Annotated in this window: 16 protein-coding genes and 1 other RNA gene; 8 read left to right on the plus strand and 9 right to left on the minus strand. The window is 33.2% G+C overall.

From position 1 onward, the window contains the following. Nucleotides 1-212 precede the first annotated feature (212 nt). Nucleotides 213-2,477, plus strand: a complete 2,265-nt coding sequence (gene katG, locus ACZZZT_RS09805; RefSeq protein WP_463460219.1) for a catalase/peroxidase HPI — start codon at nt 213-215, stop codon at nt 2,475-2,477. Nucleotides 2,478-2,534: 57 nt separating this feature from the next. On the opposite strand, the gene ACZZZT_RS09810 is transcribed toward katG, so the two are convergent. The 3 genes from ACZZZT_RS09810 to ACZZZT_RS09820 all read right to left on the minus strand — a co-directional run bounded on the left by ACZZZT_RS09810 (nt 2,535) and on the right by ACZZZT_RS09820 (nt 5,865). Next, a complete protein-coding gene (locus ACZZZT_RS09810) occupies nt 2,535-4,490 on the minus strand; it encodes an ATP-binding protein (protein WP_463460220.1) in 1,956 nt (651 codons plus the stop codon). A gap of 132 nt (nt 4,491-4,622) precedes the next feature. Next, nucleotides 4,623-4,826, minus strand: a complete 204-nt coding sequence (locus tag ACZZZT_RS09815) for a hypothetical protein (protein WP_463460221.1) — start codon at nt 4,824-4,826, stop codon at nt 4,623-4,625. Nucleotides 4,827-5,151: 325 nt separating this feature from the next. After that, nucleotides 5,152-5,865, minus strand: a complete 714-nt coding sequence (locus ACZZZT_RS09820) for a LytR/AlgR family response regulator transcription factor (protein ID WP_463460222.1) — start codon at nt 5,863-5,865, stop codon at nt 5,152-5,154. A gap of 96 nt (nt 5,866-5,961) precedes the next feature. On the opposite strand from ACZZZT_RS09820, the gene ACZZZT_RS09825 reads away from it, so the two are divergent. The 4 genes from ACZZZT_RS09825 (at nt 5,962) to ACZZZT_RS09840 (ending at nt 9,263) form a co-directional block, all read left to right on the plus strand. Then, nucleotides 5,962-6,618, plus strand: coding sequence for a response regulator (locus tag ACZZZT_RS09825; protein ID WP_463460223.1), 657 nt, complete (start codon nt 5,962-5,964; stop codon nt 6,616-6,618). A gap of 200 nt (nt 6,619-6,818) precedes the next feature. Continuing rightward, nucleotides 6,819-6,986 carry a hypothetical protein gene (locus ACZZZT_RS09830; protein ID WP_463460224.1) on the plus strand — a complete coding sequence of 56 codons (168 nt, stop codon included), beginning with the start codon at nt 6,819-6,821 and terminating at the stop codon, nt 6,984-6,986. Between the two features lie 93 nt (nt 6,987-7,079). After that, on the plus strand, nt 7,080-7,220 hold the full coding sequence (locus ACZZZT_RS09835; protein ID WP_463460225.1) for a hypothetical protein: 141 nt from the start codon (nt 7,080-7,082) through the stop codon (nt 7,218-7,220). 378 nt (nt 7,221-7,598) lie between these two features. Next, nucleotides 7,599-9,263, plus strand: a complete 1,665-nt coding sequence (locus ACZZZT_RS09840) for an arylsulfatase (RefSeq protein WP_463460226.1) — start codon at nt 7,599-7,601, stop codon at nt 9,261-9,263. Between the two features lie 274 nt (nt 9,264-9,537). Here the strand turns inward: ACZZZT_RS09840 and ssrA are convergent. Both ssrA and ACZZZT_RS09850 read right to left on the minus strand, forming a co-directional pair. After that, nucleotides 9,538-9,933: a transfer-messenger RNA gene (gene ssrA / locus ACZZZT_RS09845) on the minus strand. Between the two features lie 67 nt (nt 9,934-10,000). Continuing rightward, entirely contained in the window at nt 10,001-11,206 is a 1,206-nt protein-coding gene (locus ACZZZT_RS09850; protein WP_463462408.1) for a serine hydrolase domain-containing protein, read from the minus strand. Between the two features lie 240 nt (nt 11,207-11,446). Here ACZZZT_RS09850 and ACZZZT_RS09855 point away from each other — a divergent pair, with 240 nt between their 5' ends. Next, entirely contained in the window at nt 11,447-12,649 is a 1,203-nt protein-coding gene (locus ACZZZT_RS09855) for an NAD(P)-dependent oxidoreductase (RefSeq protein WP_463460227.1), read from the plus strand. 147 nt (nt 12,650-12,796) lie between these two features. Here the strand turns inward: ACZZZT_RS09855 and fumC are convergent, their stop codons facing one another. The 3 genes from fumC to arsC all read right to left on the minus strand — a co-directional run bounded on the left by fumC (nt 12,797) and on the right by arsC (nt 17,838). Then, on the minus strand, nt 12,797-14,182 hold the full coding sequence (fumC, locus tag ACZZZT_RS09860; protein WP_073395290.1) for a class II fumarate hydratase: 1,386 nt from the start codon (nt 14,180-14,182) through the stop codon (nt 12,797-12,799). 762 nt (nt 14,183-14,944) lie between these two features. Further along, complete coding sequence (locus tag ACZZZT_RS09865; protein WP_463460228.1) at nt 14,945-17,398, minus strand: TonB-dependent receptor; 2,454 nt, start codon at nt 17,396-17,398, stop codon at nt 14,945-14,947. A gap of 95 nt (nt 17,399-17,493) precedes the next feature. Continuing rightward, nucleotides 17,494-17,838, minus strand: coding sequence for an arsenate reductase (glutaredoxin) (gene arsC / locus ACZZZT_RS09870; RefSeq protein WP_463460229.1), 345 nt, complete (start codon nt 17,836-17,838; stop codon nt 17,494-17,496). Between the two features lie 159 nt (nt 17,839-17,997). On the opposite strand from arsC, the gene ACZZZT_RS09875 reads away from it, so the two are divergent. Both ACZZZT_RS09875 and ACZZZT_RS09880 read left to right on the plus strand, forming a co-directional pair. Next, the gene (locus tag ACZZZT_RS09875; protein ID WP_463460230.1) at nt 17,998-18,930 is read left to right on the plus strand and encodes a lysostaphin resistance A-like protein; all 933 of its coding nucleotides are present in this window, start codon (nt 17,998-18,000) and stop codon (nt 18,928-18,930) included. Nucleotides 18,931-18,937: 7 nt separating this feature from the next. Next, complete coding sequence (locus tag ACZZZT_RS09880) at nt 18,938-19,978, plus strand: AMP-binding protein (RefSeq protein ID WP_463460231.1); 1,041 nt, start codon at nt 18,938-18,940, stop codon at nt 19,976-19,978. Between the two features lie 448 nt (nt 19,979-20,426). On the opposite strand, the gene ACZZZT_RS09885 is transcribed toward ACZZZT_RS09880, so the two are convergent. Beyond that, complete coding sequence (locus tag ACZZZT_RS09885) at nt 20,427-21,641, minus strand: RsmB/NOP family class I SAM-dependent RNA methyltransferase (RefSeq protein ID WP_042563127.1); 1,215 nt, start codon at nt 21,639-21,641, stop codon at nt 20,427-20,429. Nucleotides 21,642-21,711: the final 70 nt, after the last annotated feature.

The raw sequence follows: 21,711 nt of genomic DNA on the forward strand, positions 1-21,711 counted from the left end.
AAACCTGTGAATTTTTATTTACAGGTTTTTTTATATAGTTAATTTATAGGTAAAAATCTTAAATAACAAACTAATTAAAATCAAAACAATAGATTTTATCTATTAAAGTAGATTGATATAATATTCATAACGCATACATCCTTTTTATTTTGTTTGTAAATTAGTAGTATCGAAAATTATACAAAAACAAAAAAATAAAAAATTTGTAAATCATGGAAAATCAATCAAATGACATCAGTAAGTGCCCTTTTCATAATGGCAGTATGGATAATGCAGCTGCAACAGGCACAAAAAACCGTGACTGGTGGCCCAATCAGTTAAAGGTAAGTATCCTGAGACAGCATTCGCCACTTTCAGACCCTATGAATAAAGATTTCAATTATGCAGAAGCATTTAAAAGTCTTGATCTTGAAGCAGTAAAAAAAGATTTGCATGCACTTATGACAGATTCGCAAGATTGGTGGCCTGCAGACTTTGGTCATTACGGAGGTTTATTCATTCGAATGGCATGGCATAGCGCAGGAACTTATCGTGTACAGGATGGCCGCGGTGGTGCAGGTGCGGGGCAACAACGTTTTGCTCCTCTAAATAGTTGGCCGGATAACGTAAGTCTTGATAAAGCAAGAAGACTTTTATGGCCTATTAAACAGAAATACGGACAAAAAATTTCATGGGCAGATTTAATGATATTAACCGGAAATGTAGCTTTAGAATCTATGGGCTTTAAAACTTTCGGTTTTGCGGGAGGACGCGCTGATGTATGGGAACCGGATGAAGCTGTTTATTGGGGTTCGGAAACTACATGGTTAGGTGGAGATGAACGTTATAGTGATGGTTCTGAAGGAGTACCAAAAGAGCATGGCGTTGTATCTTCTGATGATGATGCAGATGGTCATGTTCACTCCAGAAATTTAGAAAATCCTCTTGCTGCTGTACAAATGGGACTTATATATGTAAACCCTGAAGGTCCTGACGGAAATCCTGATCCTATTGCTGCAGCCAAAGATATTAGAGACACTTTTAGCCGTATGGCGATGGATGATGAAGAAACTGTAGCATTAATTGCCGGAGGACATACATTTGGAAAAACCCACGGAGCAGCTTCTTCTGATCACGTAGGGAAAGAACCAGAAGCATCAGGTCTTGAATTACAAGGATTTGGCTGGCAAAATAGTTTTGGTTCCGGAAAAGGTGCCGATGCAATTACAAGCGGATTAGAAGTTACGTGGACAAAAACGCCAACGCAATGGAGTAATAATTTCTTCGAAAATTTATTTGGTTTTGAATGGGAGCTTTCTAAAAGCCCTGCCGGAGCGCATCAATGGGTAGCAAAAAATGCCGAAGCGATTATTCCGGATGCTTTTGACAGTAGTAAAAAACATTTGCCAACAATGCTTACTACCGATTTATCATTAAGATTAGATCCTGCTTATGAAAAAATATCACGTCGTTTTCTTGAAAATCCTGATGAGTTTGCAGACGCTTTTGCCCGTGCATGGTTTAAGCTAACACATAGAGATATGGGACCTCGCGAACGTTATTTAGGACCAGAAGTTCCGCAGGAAGAATTGTTATGGCAAGATCCTATTCCAGAAGTAAACCATACATTAGTAGATGAAAATGATGTAGCTCAATTAAAAGAAAAAATACTAAATGCAGGATTGAGTACTTCTCAATTGGTGGCAACTGCATGGGCTTCGGCTTCTACATTTAGAGGTTCAGATAAACGTGGAGGTGCAAACGGTGGGCGTATAAGACTGGCTCCTCAAAAAGACTGGCAAGTAAATAATCCTGCACAACTAAAACAGGTTTTGGACAAACTTGAAGGTATTAAAGCAGAATTTGATGCAGCGCAAGTAAACAAAAAAGTTTCACTAGCCGATTTAATCGTTTTGGCAGGTTGCGCCGGTGTAGAAAAAGCAACAGGAAATACAGTTAGAGTGCCTTTTACACCAGGTCGTATGGATGCGTCTCAGGAACAAACAGATGTTGAATCATTTGGATATTTAGAACCTAAAGCAGACGGTTTTAGAAATTACAGAAAAACAAGATCAACAGTTTCTACAGAAGAGCTTCTTATTGATAAAGCAAATTTATTAACACTTACACCACCAGAATTGACTGTGCTTTTAGGAGGTTTACGTGTGTTGGATATTAATACAGATGGAAGCAAAAATGGAGTTTTTACACATCGTCCGGGTCAGTTAACTAATGATTTCTTTATAAACTTGCTTGATATGAATACCCAATGGAAAGCAGTATCAAATGATAAAGAACTTTATGCAGGAAACGATCGTAATACAGGTCAGCCAAAATGGATTGGAACTCGTGCAGATCTTGTTTTTGGATCTAATTCAGAATTAAGAGCAATAGCAGAAGTATACGCAAGTGCCGATGCACAAGCAAAATTTGTAAATGACTTTGTTGCAACATGGAACAAAGTAATGAATTTAGACAGGTTTGATTTAGCAAAATAAACATTGTTAAACATCAAAAAAAGAGGAGATTCATATCTCCTCTTTTTGTTTTTAATCTTAAAAAACCACTTCTATCGTAGTTCCGTTTCCTATGTCAGATATTATTTTTAATTTTCCTTCCAATGCATTGGTTCTCTCTTCAATATTTTTTAATCCAATACCATATTTTACTTTTTCAATATTAAATCCATTTCCATTATCCCAAATCCGAATCGTAATTTTATCTCCGGTTTTTAATAGCATTATATAACATCTTTCGGCATTCGAATATTTATTGATATTTTGCAATGCCTCCTGAATAATGCGGTAAATATGTATTTTGTTTATGCTTGATACAGAAAACCAATCTATATATTTATCTACCGATACATCAAACTTTGTATTAAACTGATTTTTTTGAGATTCAACAAGGTTTGTCACTATTTCAGGAAAACTCTTATCTTCAAAAAGCAGGTTTTGTGTTAAATTATGCGAAACTCGTCTAATTTCATTCTCTGTTTTTTCAAGTTCCTTAACCAATAGCTCTTTTTTATCTGTTTGAATTGAATCTAGTTGAATCAGATTGAATCGGGTAGTAAAAACACTATTCACAATGCCATCATGTAATTCCATTGCAATACGATTTCGTTCCTCATTGCGGGCCAATTCTGTTTCAGATTGCTGCTGTAACATCAACTGGTATATTTTTTCATTTGCTTCCTGTTGTTCTTTAATATAAAACAGTTCTTTATTTTTTGATTTCAACCGATATATTATAAAAAACACAAATGAAAAAAGAATTACAATGCCAAAGCCAATAATAATATAACTGTTTCTTTTAGATAAAATTTCATTTTTTTCTTCAACCTGATCTGTTTCAAAAGCAATTCTTGCAAATTGATTTTTTGTTATTCTTTCTACTTTTTGCAGGCTGTCATCAATTTTTAAATACTGATTTGTATAAAAGGTCTTGTTTTTGAAGTCATTCTCCATCAACAATTTTAAAGATTGAATAGTTAATTCGTTAGATTTTATTTTTTGGGATAATTCAAATCCTTGCTTAATATAATTTAACGCTTTTACAGTATCTTTTTTAAATAGAAAATATTGCCCAATATTAATTTTATTAGATATCATAATGGGTTTTATATCAAGACTATCGCTTACTCTTAACGATTCGCTCAACAGTTGATATACATTCGTATAATTTCCTGTTTTCATTTGAGAATGCCCAAGATTATCCAGCAGCATTGCATACGATTTTGGATAATTTTGTTTTAAATCCTTGATTTGTAAAGCAGTATTATATAATTGTATTGCTTTTTTATGATTGTTTAGTTTTTCATAAATCCGGCCCATATTATTGCAGCAGGAAATTCTCGATTTAATAATTTTTTCCTTTGGATAATTTTCTTTTTCAAGCTGATTTAATTGCTTTAAAGCGAGGTTGAAATATCTTAATGAATTAGAGCAGTCATTAACTTCATTCAATGAAATAGCCAACAAAACATAAGATTCATAGATTAATCGTGTATTGGTAGTTTTCGAAAGAAGCCTTAAAGCGCTGATAGCTTCAATTTCACTTTCAGAAAAAATTCCGGCATCAAATAAAATTCCGGCTTTGTATAATTGTGTTCTTCCTGAATTTAACGTATCATTTTTTATTTTGTAAAGTCTTTCAGACTGCGAATAATAACTAAAAGCACTGTCTAATTGCGATTTCTGTTCATAATAATCACCAAAAAAATAAAGTGCTTTTGCAATATGAGTAGTATCATCCTGTTTTAGTCCAAGATTGTAAACTTTTTTAACAGCAGTTAGAAATTTTTCATATTGGCCAATATTGTAATACTTGCTGGCAACTTTAAAATACAAATTTCTGGTAACAGAATCATTTTCATATTTTGATAAATAATTATAAATAGTATCTACTATTTTTTCTTTACTATCATTTTTAAATGTTTCTGAATCAGTATTTTTTAAAGCTTCAATTACTGCTTTTTTAAATTTGCTGGAATGATTTTTTTGTGGCATGCTATAATTAAAAACAACAACAACAACAAGAATATTTTAGATTTTATCTTCAATGTCTTCGGAAAAAGTTTATCCAAAAATAGATATTAATAACCAGATAATTAGAAACATTATCTGGTTATTATAAAAATATTACCCTTGATTTTTATCTTTATCAGATATCTCAAGTAGATTTTGAGGAGTTGTACTATTTAAACTGTCAGTAGTTACCGATGGCAAAATTTGGTTCTTGTTTATTAAATTTTCTGTTTTCCCCTCTTCCAAATTGTCAGTAGAGCAAGAAGAAACGACAATCATAGCCGCAATAGAGCCAATAGCAAATAATAGCTTTTTCATAAAAAGTAATGAATTAAATAATTAGTAAATAATATCTGGGGCAGTCTTCCTTACGGAATTACCTTTTTGAAAAGCCGGGAAGTGACAATTCTAATTATTGAAAATGACATTACTTAAAAGCAATATTTTCCCCACTTTCAATAATTATTTTGGTTGATTATAATGGCAAATAAACAGGAAAAAAGAGGTTTGATATTTAGTTTTTGCCTTGCTTATAGTGACCCTGTTGATTACAATAGTTTAAGGCATAATCGAAGTGGTGAAAGGGATCATTTAAAATAAAAGGACTATTTTATTCGTTTTTAGATAGAGGAAGCGGTATCTTCTAAATGTTTATTTTTCTGATTATAGAATCGACATTATCTTTGTAAGTAAGTGAAAAAGGGAGTATTTCGTTGTAATTTAGATAGCATTTTGATTTGCTGAAATGTATTCTGGAAACATGATTTATGTTTACGATATAGCTCTTATGGATTCGTAGAAAGTAAAAGGGCAATGTACTTTCAAAATGTTTTAAAGTTTTGTAGGCATTAACAGTTTTTCCGTTATCCATTTGAATATCAGTTGTGTTATTGTCTGCTTTTAAATAAGTTACATTTTGCAGCGCCACAAAATGATAATCACTATAAGATTTAATGCAAATACTTGTTGCAAGGTGTACAGGGGTTTTCTTTTCAAATTTAAACAGCAATTTCCCTAAATCATGCAACTGTAATGACTCTACGATATAATCAGAAAATCCGGATTGTATTGCTTCAAATGCATAATTTGATGATTTTGCCAAAGCAACAAAATAAGGTAGGGATTCTACATATTGAAATAATTCTGTAATGGTTTTAAAAAGTACAGTTCGGTCTTCAGGTTTTTCAGGAATCTGTACAATTACCAATTGTGGTTTTAGTTTTATGATTTGGTTTATTGCCATTTGATTATCTTTGGCTACACCGGCACAAAAATAATTAGGAAAATTCTCGAAAAGTTCTAAGGTTTTTTTAGCATTGGAGGCATTGTCATCAATAAGAAGAAAGGAAAACCGCATAAATTATACTAATAATAAGAAAGCGCAATCTAGAAAAGTTTAAATTTTCACTGTTGCAGAAAAACTGCCTATTTTGTTAAAGTTAAATTTTAATTAATGAATATACTTGTAGTAGATGATCATCCGATGACTGTAGAGGGCTATATTAATGCACTTTCAGGGGATTCTTTTGCCTCAAATAAACCACATTTCACAAAAGCTCATAATTGTGAAGAAGCTTATTTTGCCATTACCAAAAATATCGCTTCAAAACAATCTTTTGACATCGCGATAGTTGATAAAGGATTACCTGCTTATGAAGAAAAATCTATCTTTTCGGGCAGTAATTTAGTTTTGTACATTAAAGAAGTTATGCCAAACTGCAAATCTATTATGATTACGGCACATACCGAGATAATTATCGTTTATGATATTGCAAAAAAAGTCCGCCCGGAAGGTTTAATTATAAAAAATGATATCACTCCGGAGAAATTGCAGGAAGCAGTATCAGACGTAATGCATGGCAAACAATATCAAAGCCCGACCGCAAAAAAATGCATCAATGAAATTTGGAAAAAAGAATTGATGGTCGAAGATTACAACCGTCAGATTATATTTTATTTATCCAAAGGCTTTAAAATAAAAGAACTTGATGGTGTTATTTGTTTGACAACAAGCGCTATTCAAAAACGTATTCTCCGCATGAAAAAAGTCTTTGACGTAACTGATGATTCCGGATTAGTGAAAGAAGCAATAAAGCAGGGGTTTATTTAAGTGCACTTCACGATTTTAACATATTTTACTTATAAATAACCTTCTTTGTTAAAGGTTGTTTGCGATATGTTAGCATTCCATTTCTTCTTTATAAGTTTGGTAATAGTTATTTAAATTAACGAAAGCAACGTGCACTTTGGATTAATTTCTGAGATTTAAGATAGTTTTTAACTATTTATTAATCATCAAAAAAACCTTAGATGAAAAAAATAAGTCTAAAAGACGTTAAAAATGCATTGAACAGAGACGAAATGAGAATAATTTCCGGGGGTCATTTTCTTGTTATTGTAACGGATCTTACAACGGTCAATCTGGATCAGTTTCAGATTTCGTTGGTAGATGCTAATCTGATAAAATGCAATATTTGATGATTAAGGCTGATTTATTTCAGCCTTGATCTATTAGAATCATATTCTAATTTAGAAAATAGAATGAAAAAATAATTATGGATTGATGTAGTTTTGCCCAAAAAGGTAGAAACCTCATATCATAAAACCATTCCGTTTCAGCAGGAAATGTCAGAAACCGCAGAGATTATTACCGAAGATTTAAGATTAGCAGAAAGATTGTTATATCAGTTTCGTGATATTTTTAGAACATAAACATGACACTGCTAAACTTTTAAAACTTATTTAAAAACAAAAAGCCTGTAAACATTGAGTTTACAGGCTTTTTTGTGGAACGGATGGGATCACAATCGAACCTAAATATGTGAAGCTTTCTATTTTCTGCATTTCTAGTTTTAAAAGCGGGGTGTGCCATGATTTTGCCACAACTCAGAATGATGGTAATTGAAATAATAGGCAAATTTGACATTTGTAATTCTTTTATAGCATTATATATTTGAAATTGAATTGGTTTCAAATTATAATATGCAACAAAGTCCTAAAATTTTGGACAATAGTTAATCGTAATTTTAGATTGCTTATTATATAATAAGTAGCAATTTAAATTTATAAAACAACTATAAAGCTGTAATTATGCGAACTAATTTCCAAGAGCTATTAAGTAAATTTGCTAAAAGTACTGTAATAGTAATTATTGTGGTAACAACAGTATTTATTCCTTTTCAAAATACCAATGCACAAACCACTAAGAAACCAAATATTTTAATAATATTCGGTGATGATATTGGGCAGTCAAATATAAGTGCCTATACCCATGGTTTAATGGGATATGAAACTCCTAATATTGACCGCTTGGCAAAAGAAGGAATAATGTTTAATGATTATTATGCAGAAAACAGTTGTACTGCGGGTAGGTCTACTCTTATTACCGGACAAAGCTGTTATCGTACAGGATTATCGAAAGTAGGTATGCCAGGTGCACCCATTGGCTTACAGGCACGAGATATTACTATTGCTCAGGCACTCAAGCCTCTGGGATATGCTACAGGGCAATTCGGAAAAAACCATTTGGGTGATTTGAACAAATATTTGCCAACAGTCCATGGATTTGATGAATTTTTTGGAAATCTTTATCATTTGAATGCAGAAGAAGAACCAGAAGACCCAAGTTATCCATATAAAGATTCAGCTTTTGTAAAGTCATACATGGTAAGAGGAGTATTGAAATGCAGAGCAACAGATAAAGATGATCCAACAGTTGATCCACGCTTTGGAAGAGTTGGTAAACAAATTATCGAAGATTCAGGGCCTCTGACTAAAAAACGAATGGAGACAATTGATGATGAAACTTTTGGAGCAGCGATCGATTTTATTAAAAGACAAAATGCCGACGGAAAACCATTCTTCTGCTGGATGAATGCAACGCGTATGCATGCCTTTACCCATGTTAGAGAATCTCTTCGAGGAAAAAGCGGTATGCCTGATAACGAATATGCCGATGGTATGCTCGAACATGATGGGGATGTAGGTCTAATATTGAAAGCTTTAGATGATTTAGGAATTGCAGACAATACAATTGTTATTTATACGACAGATAATGGACCAAACATGTTCAGCTGGCCAGATGCGGCGATGTCTCCATTTAGAAGTGAGAAAGATTCTAATTGGGAAGGCGCTTTCCGTGTACCTGCCTTTGTGCGTTGGTCAGGTCATATTCCTGCCGGAAAAACTTCCAATGAAATAGTTTCAGGACTAGATTGGTTTCCAACAGTACTTGCTGCTGCGGGAGAACCAACAATAAAAGAAAAACTTTTAAACAGCTATAAATCACAGGGTACAAACTTCAAAGTGCATTTAGATGGTTTTAATCAGCTGCCATATCTTACAGGACAACAGCCAAAATCTGCAAGAAATGAGTTTTATTATTTTAATGACGATGCTGAATTAGTTTCAATGAGAATGGGTGATTGGAAAATCGTTTTTCAAGAACAAAGGACGCAAGGTGGTTTTGGGATATGGGCAAATCCGTTTACTCCGCTTCGTGTTCCAAAATTGTTTAATCTACGCCAAGATCCCTACGAGAGAGCTGATATTACCTCTTTCGTCTATGAAAAATGGTGGGGAACAAAAATGTTCATTGTGGCAGAGGGTATTCAAAAGGGAGCTGTATTTTTAGAATCGTTTGTTACCTATCCTCCAAGTCAGGATCCTGCCAGTTTCTCAATTAATGCTATAAGTGAAAGAGTAAAAGAGCAAATTAAAATGATCCATACACAACAAATGGCTTTAAAAAAATAAATTATCTTGATTTGATTTGTATTTTGAATGTACCTCAAATCAATTTTAGTTAACTCATTGCTGAAAATTTAACTTCTGGAAGTGAAATTAACTTAATCCATATTTTTTGTATTGAAAGATAGTTTCTATTGATTAATACTGTAAAGAGATGTTTTTAATTTGTAAGAGAGAGGGTTCTCGAATTGTTTTTATAATTTTTATTAACAATAAAAACATCAACTAAATTGTCAACTAAAAATAAAAAAGCCTGTAAACAAAGAGTTTACAGGCTTTTTTGTGGAGTCGCCGGGAATCGAACCCGGGTCCAAACAAGCAACTAAAGAGCTTTCTACACGTTTATTTCCTGATTGGATTTTCGATGTTAAGCTAGGTCAGGAACAACCACTCAACACTTATCTTCTTAATTTCGATATCCACCCGAAGCTCATGGAAATCTAGGTTTATTTTTACGGTTCCCCTGTACTGACCGCCACAAACCAAGGCTTTCAAGGAGAATCCAGCTTCCCTATCTGATAGGGACGTGGCTAATCTTACTATAATTCAGATTATGCAGCTAAAGCGTAGTTATTTTCGCCGTGTAAAAGTGTAAGATCTTATATTTACGAGCAAGGTCTTAATGCTCGACGTGCTTACTTTCCAATTCGACTTGCTGTCAAAACCAGTCGACCCCAAAAATGAGTTTGCAAATTTATACTATTTGAAGTTAGTATTATAATAAATTTTTGAGAAAAATTTTATTATTCGTCATCCTTAAAAACAAACGGATAATCGCCAAAAATTGGAGCCAGTTTACGAACTGCATACGTCTTTCTTGTCATTTTGTTTGATAAGGCAATAATCGTCACATGCTCTTTCATTAGTGGAACATAAGATGAGGTATTTCCATGCCACCAGCCATTATGGAAGTAATAATTTTGTCCCGAATCCCAATTGATCATTCGGATGCCAAGACCGTAATTTTTTGTTCCTTTGCGTTCATTGCTGTAACCTGTATAAACTTCTTTTAGTAATTCAGGTTTTAAAAAGCCAGGTGCATTTCTTGCTCTGTCAAATTTTAAAAGATCTCTTACAGTAGAAAATATATTTTTATCTCCATATACATTATCCAGATAATCAAAACCAATTTCTACGCCATTCCCTTTATACGAAGGTACAATGTTTTTTCGATCCTTGTCATCGTCAAAAACGTACGTATGTGTCATTCCTAATGGTTTAAAAATCATTTCAGACATTGCTTCTTTATATTTTAAACCTGTAACTTTTTCAATAATAAGAGCCAGCATGGCATAATTAGTATTGCAATAGCTAAAACGAGTTCCCGTTGGTGCTTCCAGAGCAATGTTTTTAGTTGCCAGGATATCAAGAATATCCTGATTAGTTAATTGATTATGTCTGTCCCAAACTGATTTATCATGATCTGTAAAATACGCATAATTTCGCATTCCGGTCCTATGGGATAATAACATTCTAATGGTACAATTTTCGTATGGAAATGTTTTTAAAATTGTATTTACTTTTTGGTCCAAATCAATTTTACCGGCATTTACAAGTTTTAAAACAGCCGTAGCAGTCAGTACTTTGCTTACAGAAGCAATCTGTACAGGTGTTTCTGCTGTAATTTTTGTCCCTTCGTTTTTATTGGCAAATCCATTATATCTTTCAAAAATAATATGACCATTTCTGGCTACCAGAAAACTTCCGTTCATGCTATTATTAGGCCAGTTTTTATTGTAAAAATGATTTATTCTTCCAGTAACTGAGTTTACATAATTTGCCGGAAGTCTTTTTTCAGGACCGGCAGGTTTCATTTTAGGCAATGTATCTTCTACTGTTGTGACAGTTGGCTTTTGGGTTGTGGCTTTTTCTTTTCCGCATGAAGCGAAAACTAAAATTAGGAAAAGTATTTGTGGTATATTTGTTTTTTTAAGGAGGCTCATTTTCATCATTCTTTAAAAACAAATATATAGAATTCAATAATTATGTTTTTGTTTTTTCATCCTCTGAAGAAACTTTTTTTAACATTGTTTTAACTTCTTTTTTTGTTAGTCGATTGTGCATCAGCGATTAGCGTTATAAAAATGTTTGAAATCAGAAAAAATCAACAAAATTTTAACTTATTTTGTTATATTTGAAACAAATTGAGTTTAAAAAGTTATATTAATATTTATCTTAATCTGATACAAATGAAATTTGGAATTATAAAAGAAAGAAAAAACCCACCAGACAGGCGCGTGGTATTTGCTCCGGGTGAACTTGCTAAATTAAAACAGCTTTATCACGATGCTACAGTTGAGGTAGAAAGCTCAGATATTAGGATTTTTTCAGACATTCAGTATAAAAGTTTAGGGATTACTATTACAGATGATGTATCAAATTGTGATGTTTTATTTGGTGTAAAAGAAGTCCCGGTTGAAAATTTAATTCCAAATAAAGCATACTTCTTTTTTTCGCACACAATTAAGAAACAACCTTATAATCAGAAACTACTAAAAGCAATTTTAGAAAAAAACATCGATTTGTATGATCATGAAACTATAGTTGATGAGCATAATCGCCGTTTAATAGGTTTTGGAAAGTATGCCGGAATGGTTGGCGTTTATAACGGAATTCGTGCTTTCGGAATAAAATTTGAATTGTTTAAACTTCCAAAAGCTGAAACTCTTGCCGGAAAAGAGGCGCTAATTATGCATTTAAAACGCATTACATTACCGCCTTTAAAATTTGTAGTTACAGGAACGGGGAAAGTAGGTTCTGGGGTAAAAGAAATTCTGGATGCGATTAAGGTAAAAGAAATTACAATCGAAAATTATCTGACGAAAAATTATACACAAGCGGTATATGTGCAGTTGGATGTTTTAGAATATAACAAACGAATTGACGGTCAAGCTCTTGATTTTAATGATTTTGTAGAGCATCCTGAAGCTTATGTTTCTGATTTTGAAAAATTCACTAAAGTTTCGGATATTTATTTTGCGGGTCATTTTCACGCAAGTGGCGCTCCGATGATTTTAACCAAAGAAATGCTGAATGCCAGCGATTGTAAAGTAAAAGTAGTTGCAGATATTTCTTGCGACGTAAACGGACCAATTGCCAGTACCCTGCGTTCTTCGACCATTGAAGAACCTATATATGGTTATTTTCCTTTAGAAAATAAAGAAGTTGATGTTTTTCATCCTGCTGCTGTTGTAGTTATGGCGGTTGATAATTTACCATGCGAAATTCCAAAAGATGCAAGCGAAGGTTTTGGTGAACAATTTATGGAACACGTTATTCCTGCCTTTTTTAATGGCGATAAAGATGGAATTCTTAAACGTGCCAAAATCACCGAAAAAGGTAAGTTAACACCAAGATTTGCGTATTTACAAGACTACGTTGACGGGAAGTAAAAAAGTTTCAAGTTTCAGGTTTCAAGTTAAAAAGCGATATAAAACTTTTAAAGTTTTATATCGCTTTTTGTTATTCAAATAGTTTGTAGTTAGTTCTGCGATCCAGAACGTGAAACCTGAAACTTGAAACTTTTTTAAATAAAAAATCTAAACCATCTCCTCTGGTTTCACCCAGGCGTCAAAATCGTCTGGAGTTACATAACCCAAACGAACGGCTTCGTCTTTTAGTGTAGTTCCGTTTTTGTGTGCGGTTTGAGCGATTTCTGCCGCTTTATAATAACCAATTTTAGTATTTAAAGCCGTAACAAGCATTAATGAATTATCAACTAATTCTTTGATGCGTTTGTAGTTAGGCTCAATTCCCTGAGCGCAATGTTCGTCGAATGAAACACAAGCATCTCCTAATAATCTGGCAGATTGAAGGAAATTGGCAGCCATAACAGGTTTAAAAACATTCAGTTCATAATGTCCCTGCATTCCGCCAACGGCAATTGCCATATCATTTCCAATAACCTGAGCACAAACCATAGTTAAAGCTTCACATTGTGTTGGATTCACTTTTCCAGGCATTATAGAAGATCCGGGTTCGTTCTCTGGAATATGAATTTCGCCAATTCCCGAACGTGGACCAGAAGCCAGCATTCTAACATCGTTGGCGATTTTATTTAAAGAAACAGCCAATTGTTTTAATGCACCGTGCGTTTCAACAATGGCATCGTGAGCAGCCAAAGCTTCAAATTTATTCTCTGCAGTTACAAAAGGATGATTGGTAAATTGCGCAATATATTCGGCCACTTTTACGTCGTAACCTTTTGGAGTATTAAGTCCGGTTCCAACGGCAGTTCCACCTAATGCAATTTCAGATAAATGGGCTAAAGTGTTTTTTAAAGCTTTTAATCCGAATGCCAATTGAGCAGCGTAGCCTGAAATTTCCTGTCCTAATGTTAAAGGTGTTGCGTCCATAAGATGCGTACGGCCAATTTTTACAACATCCTTAAATTCTTTCGCTTTCGCGGATAAAGTAGCATGAAGTTTCTCGACTCCGGGAATTGTGGTTTCCACAATCATTTTATAAGCCGCAATATGCATTCCGGTTGGGAAAGTATCGTTAGATGACTGCGATTTATTCACGTCATCATTTGCTTTTATAAATTGTTCACCTTCTCCAATTTCAAAACCTTTAAGAACCTGAGCGCGGTTTGCAATAACTTCATTTACGTTCATGTTGCTTTGTGTACCTGAACCGGTCTGCCAAATTACAAGCGGAAATTGATCATCTAATTTTCCTTCTAAAATTTCATCGCAAACCGCTGCAATTGCATCACGTTTTTCGATTGGCAAAACACCTAAATCATGATTGGCATAAGCGGCCGCTTTTTTTAGATAAGCAAAACCTTCTATAATTTCTTGTGGCATAGATGCCGATGGACCAATTTTGAAATTATTTCTGGAACGTTCTGTTTGTGCACCCCAATATTTATCGGCTGGGACCTGAACTTCACCCATGGTGTCTTTTTCTATTCTGTATTTCATTTTGTTGTATATATGATTATTGTTTGTTGTGGTGTATTGAACGTGGATGACGCTGATTTACTTTGTAAAAACGCTGATTAAAACGGATTTTTTATTTTCATGTTTAAATTTCTTTTGAAAACGATTGCCCTAGCCCTGATGGAAACGGCATCCTTTTATGGTGGGGTTCACCATAAAAGATATAGTGGACAGCAGGAAATAGCTCCTGAAAACACTCATATTCTTCTTATTTAGATAGTTAAAAGTTTATATGAAAAAATCCTTATTTAAAATGAGTTTAAATATACGGATAATTGTGATTTTACGAAAATTGATTTGGATTTTATTGCTAAGGAAAAATATAAAACTTACATTTGTCATTACATTCAAAAATTCCGGAAAACATGTTTGAATTTTCACAGTACTTAGGTTTTTTACTTTTCTTGACCATACTAACTATAGGGTTTTGGTTGATGTTTTTCTTAGTTGGTTTCGTATCTTATTGGGTTACGGGTGCTAGCTGGGAAATGTTCAAAGAGAAAAGAGCAAAGAAAAGACAAGAACAATCGATTTAATTTTAAATTGATTTCAATAAAAAAGGACCCGTTTTACGAGTCCTTTTTTTATGCTAAAAAATAAATAAATTCCAATATTTTTAAATTCCAAATTCCAATAAGAAAATCAAAATAGCAATTAAAAAATTCCAAATTCCAATTTGCGAGACTTAATAATTAAGTTTAGAAAATTGGAATTTGGAATTTATTTTTTTTGGAATTTTATATACTATCCCGGAAATTCTCCGCCGCCTTCGCCGCCGCCATCATTTTTAGGTGCTGCATTTTTCTCTCGTTCGTTTTTAGCTTTGTTAAAACGATAGGTAAACGATAAGTTGAATTGACGTTTACGGAATTGCATTTCGCTGTATGATGTTTGATTTTCAAGATAAGTATATGATTTCATGATTCTTGAGTTGAAAATATCACTAATATTGAAAGCAATTGTAGCTTTGTCTTTTAATACATCTTTACTAAAAGCAGTATTGATACCCAACTGACCTAAGTTTTTACCTTGTGCAGTTTTTTGCTCTCCATTGTACATTCCGGTTAATTGCCAATCAATTTTGTATGGCAAAGTAACTTTAGAATTAATTCTTGCAAACCATGAATTTGCCTGATTGTCGAGATTTTGTACTACTGTTTCTCCGGTTACAACATCTACATAGCTGTTTTCTCCTGTTGTTTTTACATTGTAAAAGTTGAAGTTACTGTTTACTTTCCACCATTTGAAAGGTGTGTAATTGAAAGTAAATTCAAAACCAAATTTTTGCTCCTGACCTAAGTTAATAGGTTTGCTTAAAATAACAGGAATTCCATTTACTAATTCGCCCGTAGGAGATCTCACAAAACTGAAAACGTCTTTTGTATCTTCAAAATAAGCCGAAGTATTGAAAGTTACTTTGTCCCAACGCTTGATAAAACCAATATCGTATTTGTCTGTTAATGATGGGTCTAAATCTGGATTTCCCTGAAAAATATTAATGTTACTTGAGTAATTTGTTGCAGGGTTCATAAAACGCCCTCTCGGTCTTGATAAACGCTTGCTGTAACTTGCTGTAAAATTACTTTGATCTGAGATTTCGTAGCTAATAAACGCACTTGGAAATAAGTTGTTGTATTTTTTAGTGTTGAAATCGTTATTGTCTAATAAGTTAACCTGGATATTAGTGTCTTCCCAGCGCAAACCAAATAAGTAAGAAAATTTGTTTACTTTGAAACCATATTGGGTATAAAGTGCATTGATGTTTTCTTTATATTCCAATGTATTTGATAAATTTGGATCTGGTTGATTTAGATCGTCTGTTATTACATATTGGTTGTTCAGGTCGCCAAAACTTCCTTTATATCCGGCTTCAAACTGACCTCCTTTACCTAATGGCAAAACGTAATCGGCCTGTAATAAAACTTGTTTTTGAACCTGATCATTTAAAGTAGTATTGAAATTTGGCGATGCGGTAATAATACTGTTGCTGTCATCTGTATTTCTTGAAATAGATAAATCAGCAGTAAGTTTATGACCTTTGTCGTTGAAGTTTTTGATTAAATTAGAAGTAAATTCTACATTTTCACTTCCGGTATCGGCATTGTTTAATCGGGATGAAGCTCCGGTAAAAGCACGGGCAGCGTCGTAATTATTGTAGTTGATTACATCTACATCTTCTCCGGTATTTTTTTGGTAGTTAATGGCGTTTGTCCAAAAAGTAGTTGGTGTTAATGTCCATTCAACACCCGCTCTTCCGTTAAATCCGTCTCTGGTTCTTTTGGTATCACGATCTTCGTCTAAATAACTTTTAGTTGTACCGTCTTCGTTAAAATATTCAGAATTAGTTTTTCCGCCACCTTCGTTTGTTCTGTAGTTGTAACCTCCAGTGGTAAAGTAGTTTAATTTTTCTGTTTTATAGTTTAAATTGGCGCTTAAGCCATACGTTTCAGGAAGTCCTGTCGAAGCAATAAAGGTTCCGTTGAAACCTTGATTTTTTCCTTTTTTCAAAATAATATTGATCAAACCCGAACCACCTTCTGCATCATAACGGGCCGATGGGTTGGTAATAACTTCTACTTTGTCAATAGCATCTGCCGGAAGCTGACGTAAAGCTTCGGCAACATTAATAGCATTTGATGGTCTTCCGTCAATTAAAATACGGATATTATCGCTTCCTCTTAAGCTTACATTTCCTTCTGTATCAACAGAAACCGAAGGAACGTTATCAAGAACATCACTTACAGTTCCGCCCTTAACGATCATATCCTGACCAACGTTGTAAACTTTTTTATCAAGTTTTATTTCTACTGTCGATTTTTCGGCACGAACTACAACTTCATTCAATTGGGCTGCATCTTCAGACAGGTTTACTACACCTAAGTTCGTATCATCCTCAATGCTTTTTTGTTTAATTTCGGTTGATTTAAAAGAAATAAACTCAATTTTTATGTCGTAAGTTCCTGGTGCAACAGCAACTTCAAATTCACCTTTTGGGTTCGTTATTCCTCCGGCAATAACTTTGGTATCATTAGGTGCTATTATCGAAATTGTTGCATATTCAAGTGGTTGTTTACTCACTTTTTCGAAAACTTTTCCGGTAACTTTTACCTTGTTTCTTCCTGCAGGTGGTTGTTGCGCATAATTGTAAAAACTTGTAAAAAGCAATACAAGTAATACAGCAAATTTGATTTGTTTCATTGTTTTTTCTGGTTTCTTTTTCTTTTTAGACCGCAAATGTAGCTTTTGGTTTAAAGAGAGAAATCACAAAAAAATGTTAATGCGCTTCTTTATAATCAATCTAAAAAGGCAGCAACCAAATCAGGATCTCTTCCTATAATGGCTTTTCCGTCTTTTACAACAATTGGGCGCTCAATTAAAATAGGATTGTCAATCATGGACTGAATAATTTCATCATCATTCATCGTTTTTCCTTTATAATTTTCGATCCAAATTTTTTCTTTAGTTCTCACTAATTGAATAGGTTGAAGATCTAATTTTTGTAATAAAGATTTTAATTCGTCAAAAGAAGGTGTTTCCGTTAAATAGGGAATAATTTCATATTCCTGATTTGACTGATCAATAAATGCAAGACAATTTCTTGATTTTCCGCAACGGGGATTATGATAAATTTGTATCATTTTGTTAATTTTAATATGTTGTAAGGCAGTTAAAGTAAAATTTAGGTATTTTAGCTACACCAAAAGTAAGATTTACTTATTTATCATATATCTTTTAAAAGCAATAAATATATCATAACTTTAAAAGATATTATTTCTCATTTTTTAAATTTTTAATATATGTTTTTAGAACAAGGAATTAAGCCCGAAAATAGATTTTGGAAATACCTTATTGGATCAGCCTTAATCATAGCTGCTTCAGTTTTGGGACAGATGCCATTTTGGGGCTTTGTTAAATATGAAATTATATTTAATAATAGGGCGGAACCAAAAAGCAATGAAATGTTAATGAAAATGTTTGAACCCAATCTAACATTGTTTTTGGTCATGATATCCTTTGCTTTTGCGTTTGCCGGGATTTATTTCGTAGTAAAATATCTGCACAATCAAACTCTTTTATCAATTACAACATCACGTCAAAAAATAGATTGGGGGAGGGTTTTCTTTTCCTTTATTTTATGGGCGGTTTTTTCAATAATTAGCTTTTTTATAATTTATTTCAGAGCTCCTGAAAATTTTGTGTGGAATTTTAAATTAGTTCCGTTTTTAATTTTGGTAGCCGTTGGTTCTATTTTAATTCCGATACAAACCAGTACAGAGGAATATGTTTTTAGAGGATATTTAATGCAGGGATTTGCCAATTTATCTCTAAACAAATGGTTTCCATTACTGATGACTTCACTAATTTTTGGATCTATGCATGTTTTTAATCCTGAAGTAACAAAAATGGGGTATATCATTATGATTTATTACATCGGTACTGGCCTGTTTTTAGGAGTAATTACCCTCATGGATGAAGGAATGGAATTGTCTTTAGGTTTTCATGCTGCTAATAATTTGGTAGGTGCTTTATTGGTAACTTCGGATTGGACGGTTTTTCAAACACATTCTGTTTTTATAGATTTATCAGAACCTTCTGCGGGTCTGGATGTTATCCTGCCTGTGGTAGTGGTTTATCCTATTTTGCTTTTTATTTTTACTAAAAAATACAATTGGAGCAACTGGAAAGAAAAATTAACTGGAAAAATAAACGTAGTAGAATCATCAAATTAAATAATATATGTTACAGTTAACACATAAAAATGTTCACAATTATTTTAAGATAAACGGATATCATTTAACTGCAGATGAATTGCGTCGCGTGGGTTATGATTATATAAAAGAAGGCGATGCAAATGATAGAGCTATAGGAGAGTTTTTATTGGATTGGTTTGATGATAAAGATTATATCGAAATGAGAACTTCGGGAACAACAGGATTGCCAAAAGTGGTAAAATTGCAAAAGCAAGCCATGATTCAATCTGCATTGGCTACGGGAGATTTTTTTGAATTAGAACCTCGTGATAAAGCTTTACTTTGTTTGCCTGTAAAATTTATTGCCGGTAAAATGATGCTGGTTCGCAGTTTTATTTTAGGTCTTGATTTAGATATTGTTGAGCCAAGCACACATCCATTAGCTTTAAATATTACTAAATATGATTTTGTTGCAATGGTACCTTTACAAGTTCAAAATTCAATTGAAGCTTTGCAAAATGTTAAAAAACTGATTGTTGGCGGAGCCAAGATGGATTCATCTCTTGAGGAAAAAGTTTTGCCGTTAAAAACAGAAGTTTATGAAACTTATGGCATGACGGAAACCATTACCCATATCGCGGCAAGAAGGGTAGGAGAGAACGTTTTTACCGTTTTGCCAAACGTAAATATTGCTCAGGATGATCGAGGGTGTCTTGTTATTACTGTTGATACTATTTCTGAGGAACCAATAGTAACTAACGATTTGGTAGAAATAATAAGAGAAAATCAGTTTATTTTTTTAGGAAGAATTGATAATGTTGTCAATAGCGGAGGAGTAAAATTGATTCCAGAGCAAATAGAAGCAAAGCTGATTGATAAAATTAATTCCAGATTTTTTGTAACCGGAATTCCGGATACTGTTTTGGGAGAAAAATTAATTTTGGTTATTGAAGGTGAAAAACAAGATTTTGCAACTGATTTTTTTGATGTTCTGGACAGATATGAAAAACCAAAAGAAATTGTTTTTGTTCCGAAATTCAAAGAAAACGAAAACGGAAAATTGTTGCGTAAACCGAGTTTAGTGTGAAATTCCAATAAATAAAAATTCCAAATTCCAACCGTAAAATTGGGGTTTGGGATTTTTTATTTGAAAATTTTTTATAATGAAGTGTAGTCCCTACGGGCAATGTCGTTAAGTTAAGAGTAAGTCTAAAAATTACCTAACAATTTAATCAAGAAAGTAATTAGAAAAATCCGTTTTTATCAGCGTTTTCGCTTTAGGGAATCAGTAAAATCAGCGTCTAATTTTGACGCGGATAAAACAGATTTACTTTGTAAAAACGCGGATAAAAACAGATTTGATTTGCAATAATTTTATTTTTTAAAAAGCTTAACTTAACGACATTGCCCGTAGGGACTAAACATTCTAAGCGATAAATCAAAAAAAATAAAAGCAAACAAAAATCCCAAATTCCAATTTTACGGTTGGAATTTGGGATTTTTTTATTGGAATTTAATCTTATTTGGGATTTAATTTATTCCTTACGTTCTAAAAGTGCCATATAAAAACCATCAAAACCAGACTCTGAGGCCAAAATTTTACGGTCTTTTATAAAATTAAATTGTTTTCCTATTTCAGTTTTCAGGAATTTTTCAACTTGTTCCTGATTTTCCGATGGTAAAACAGAACATGTTGCATAAACTAATTTTCCGCCTGGTTTTACAATTTTAGAATAGCTTTCTAAAACTTCAGATTGAACTTTACGAATGTTGTCAATAAATTCAGGCTGTAATTTCCACTTTGCATCAGGATTTCTTTTTAGTACTCCTAAACCGCTACAAGGTGCATCAATTAAAACACGATCTGCTTTTTCGTGCAGTTTTTTAATGACTTTTGTAGTGTCGATAATGCGATATTCAATATTAAAAGCACCATTTCTTTTGGCTCTTAATTTCAATTGTTTCAATTTACTTTCGTACAAATCCATTGCAATCAATTGTCCTTTGTTTTCCATCAAAGACGCAATATGCAATGTTTTTCCACCAGCTCCTGCGCAAGTATCTACAACACGCATTCCAGGTTTTACATCCAGAAAACCAGCCACTAATTGTGAGTTGGCATCCTGAACCTCAAAAAGACCTTGTTTAAAAGCGTCTGTTAAAAATACATTGGCTCTTTCTTTTAAAACTAAAGCTTCGGGCTGATCTTTTAAATATTCTGTTTCAATATTTAAATCCATCAACGTGTTTCTTAGGTTTTCTTTTGTTCCTTTAAGTGTATTTGTTCTTAAAATAACTTTTGCAGGCTGGTTTTGAGCAGCAATTTCTTTAGACCAAACTTTTTCGCCTAATTCTTTTACACCCAATTCATCCATCCAATCCGGAATAGATTCTTTGAATGCTCTAACTTTTGAAAGTTCGTCAAAACGTCCTTTTATTTTTCTTTCAGGTGTTCCTTCTAATTGTTTCCAATCCGGAATTGGATATCCTCTTAAAACGGCCCAAACTGCAAACATTCTCCATAAATTGTCTCTGTCAAATGGTTCTTTAACTTCGGCAATTTCAGCATATAATCTTTTCCAACGAACAATTTCGTATATCGTTTCAGCAACAAACTTCCTGTCAGAACTTCCCCAACGTTTGTCTTTTTTTAAGGCTCTTGCTACCACTTTGTCTGCATATTCTCCTTCATTGAAAATTGCATTTAAAGAATCGATGGTAGTATAAACTAAATTTCTGTGTAATCTCATTTTTATTATTTGAGTTGCAAAGGTACTATTAATTGATTGAAAGTTAAATTTTTAATTCTAATTGTAGTTT

This window comes from Flavobacterium sp. AC274 (assembly GCF_979258275.1).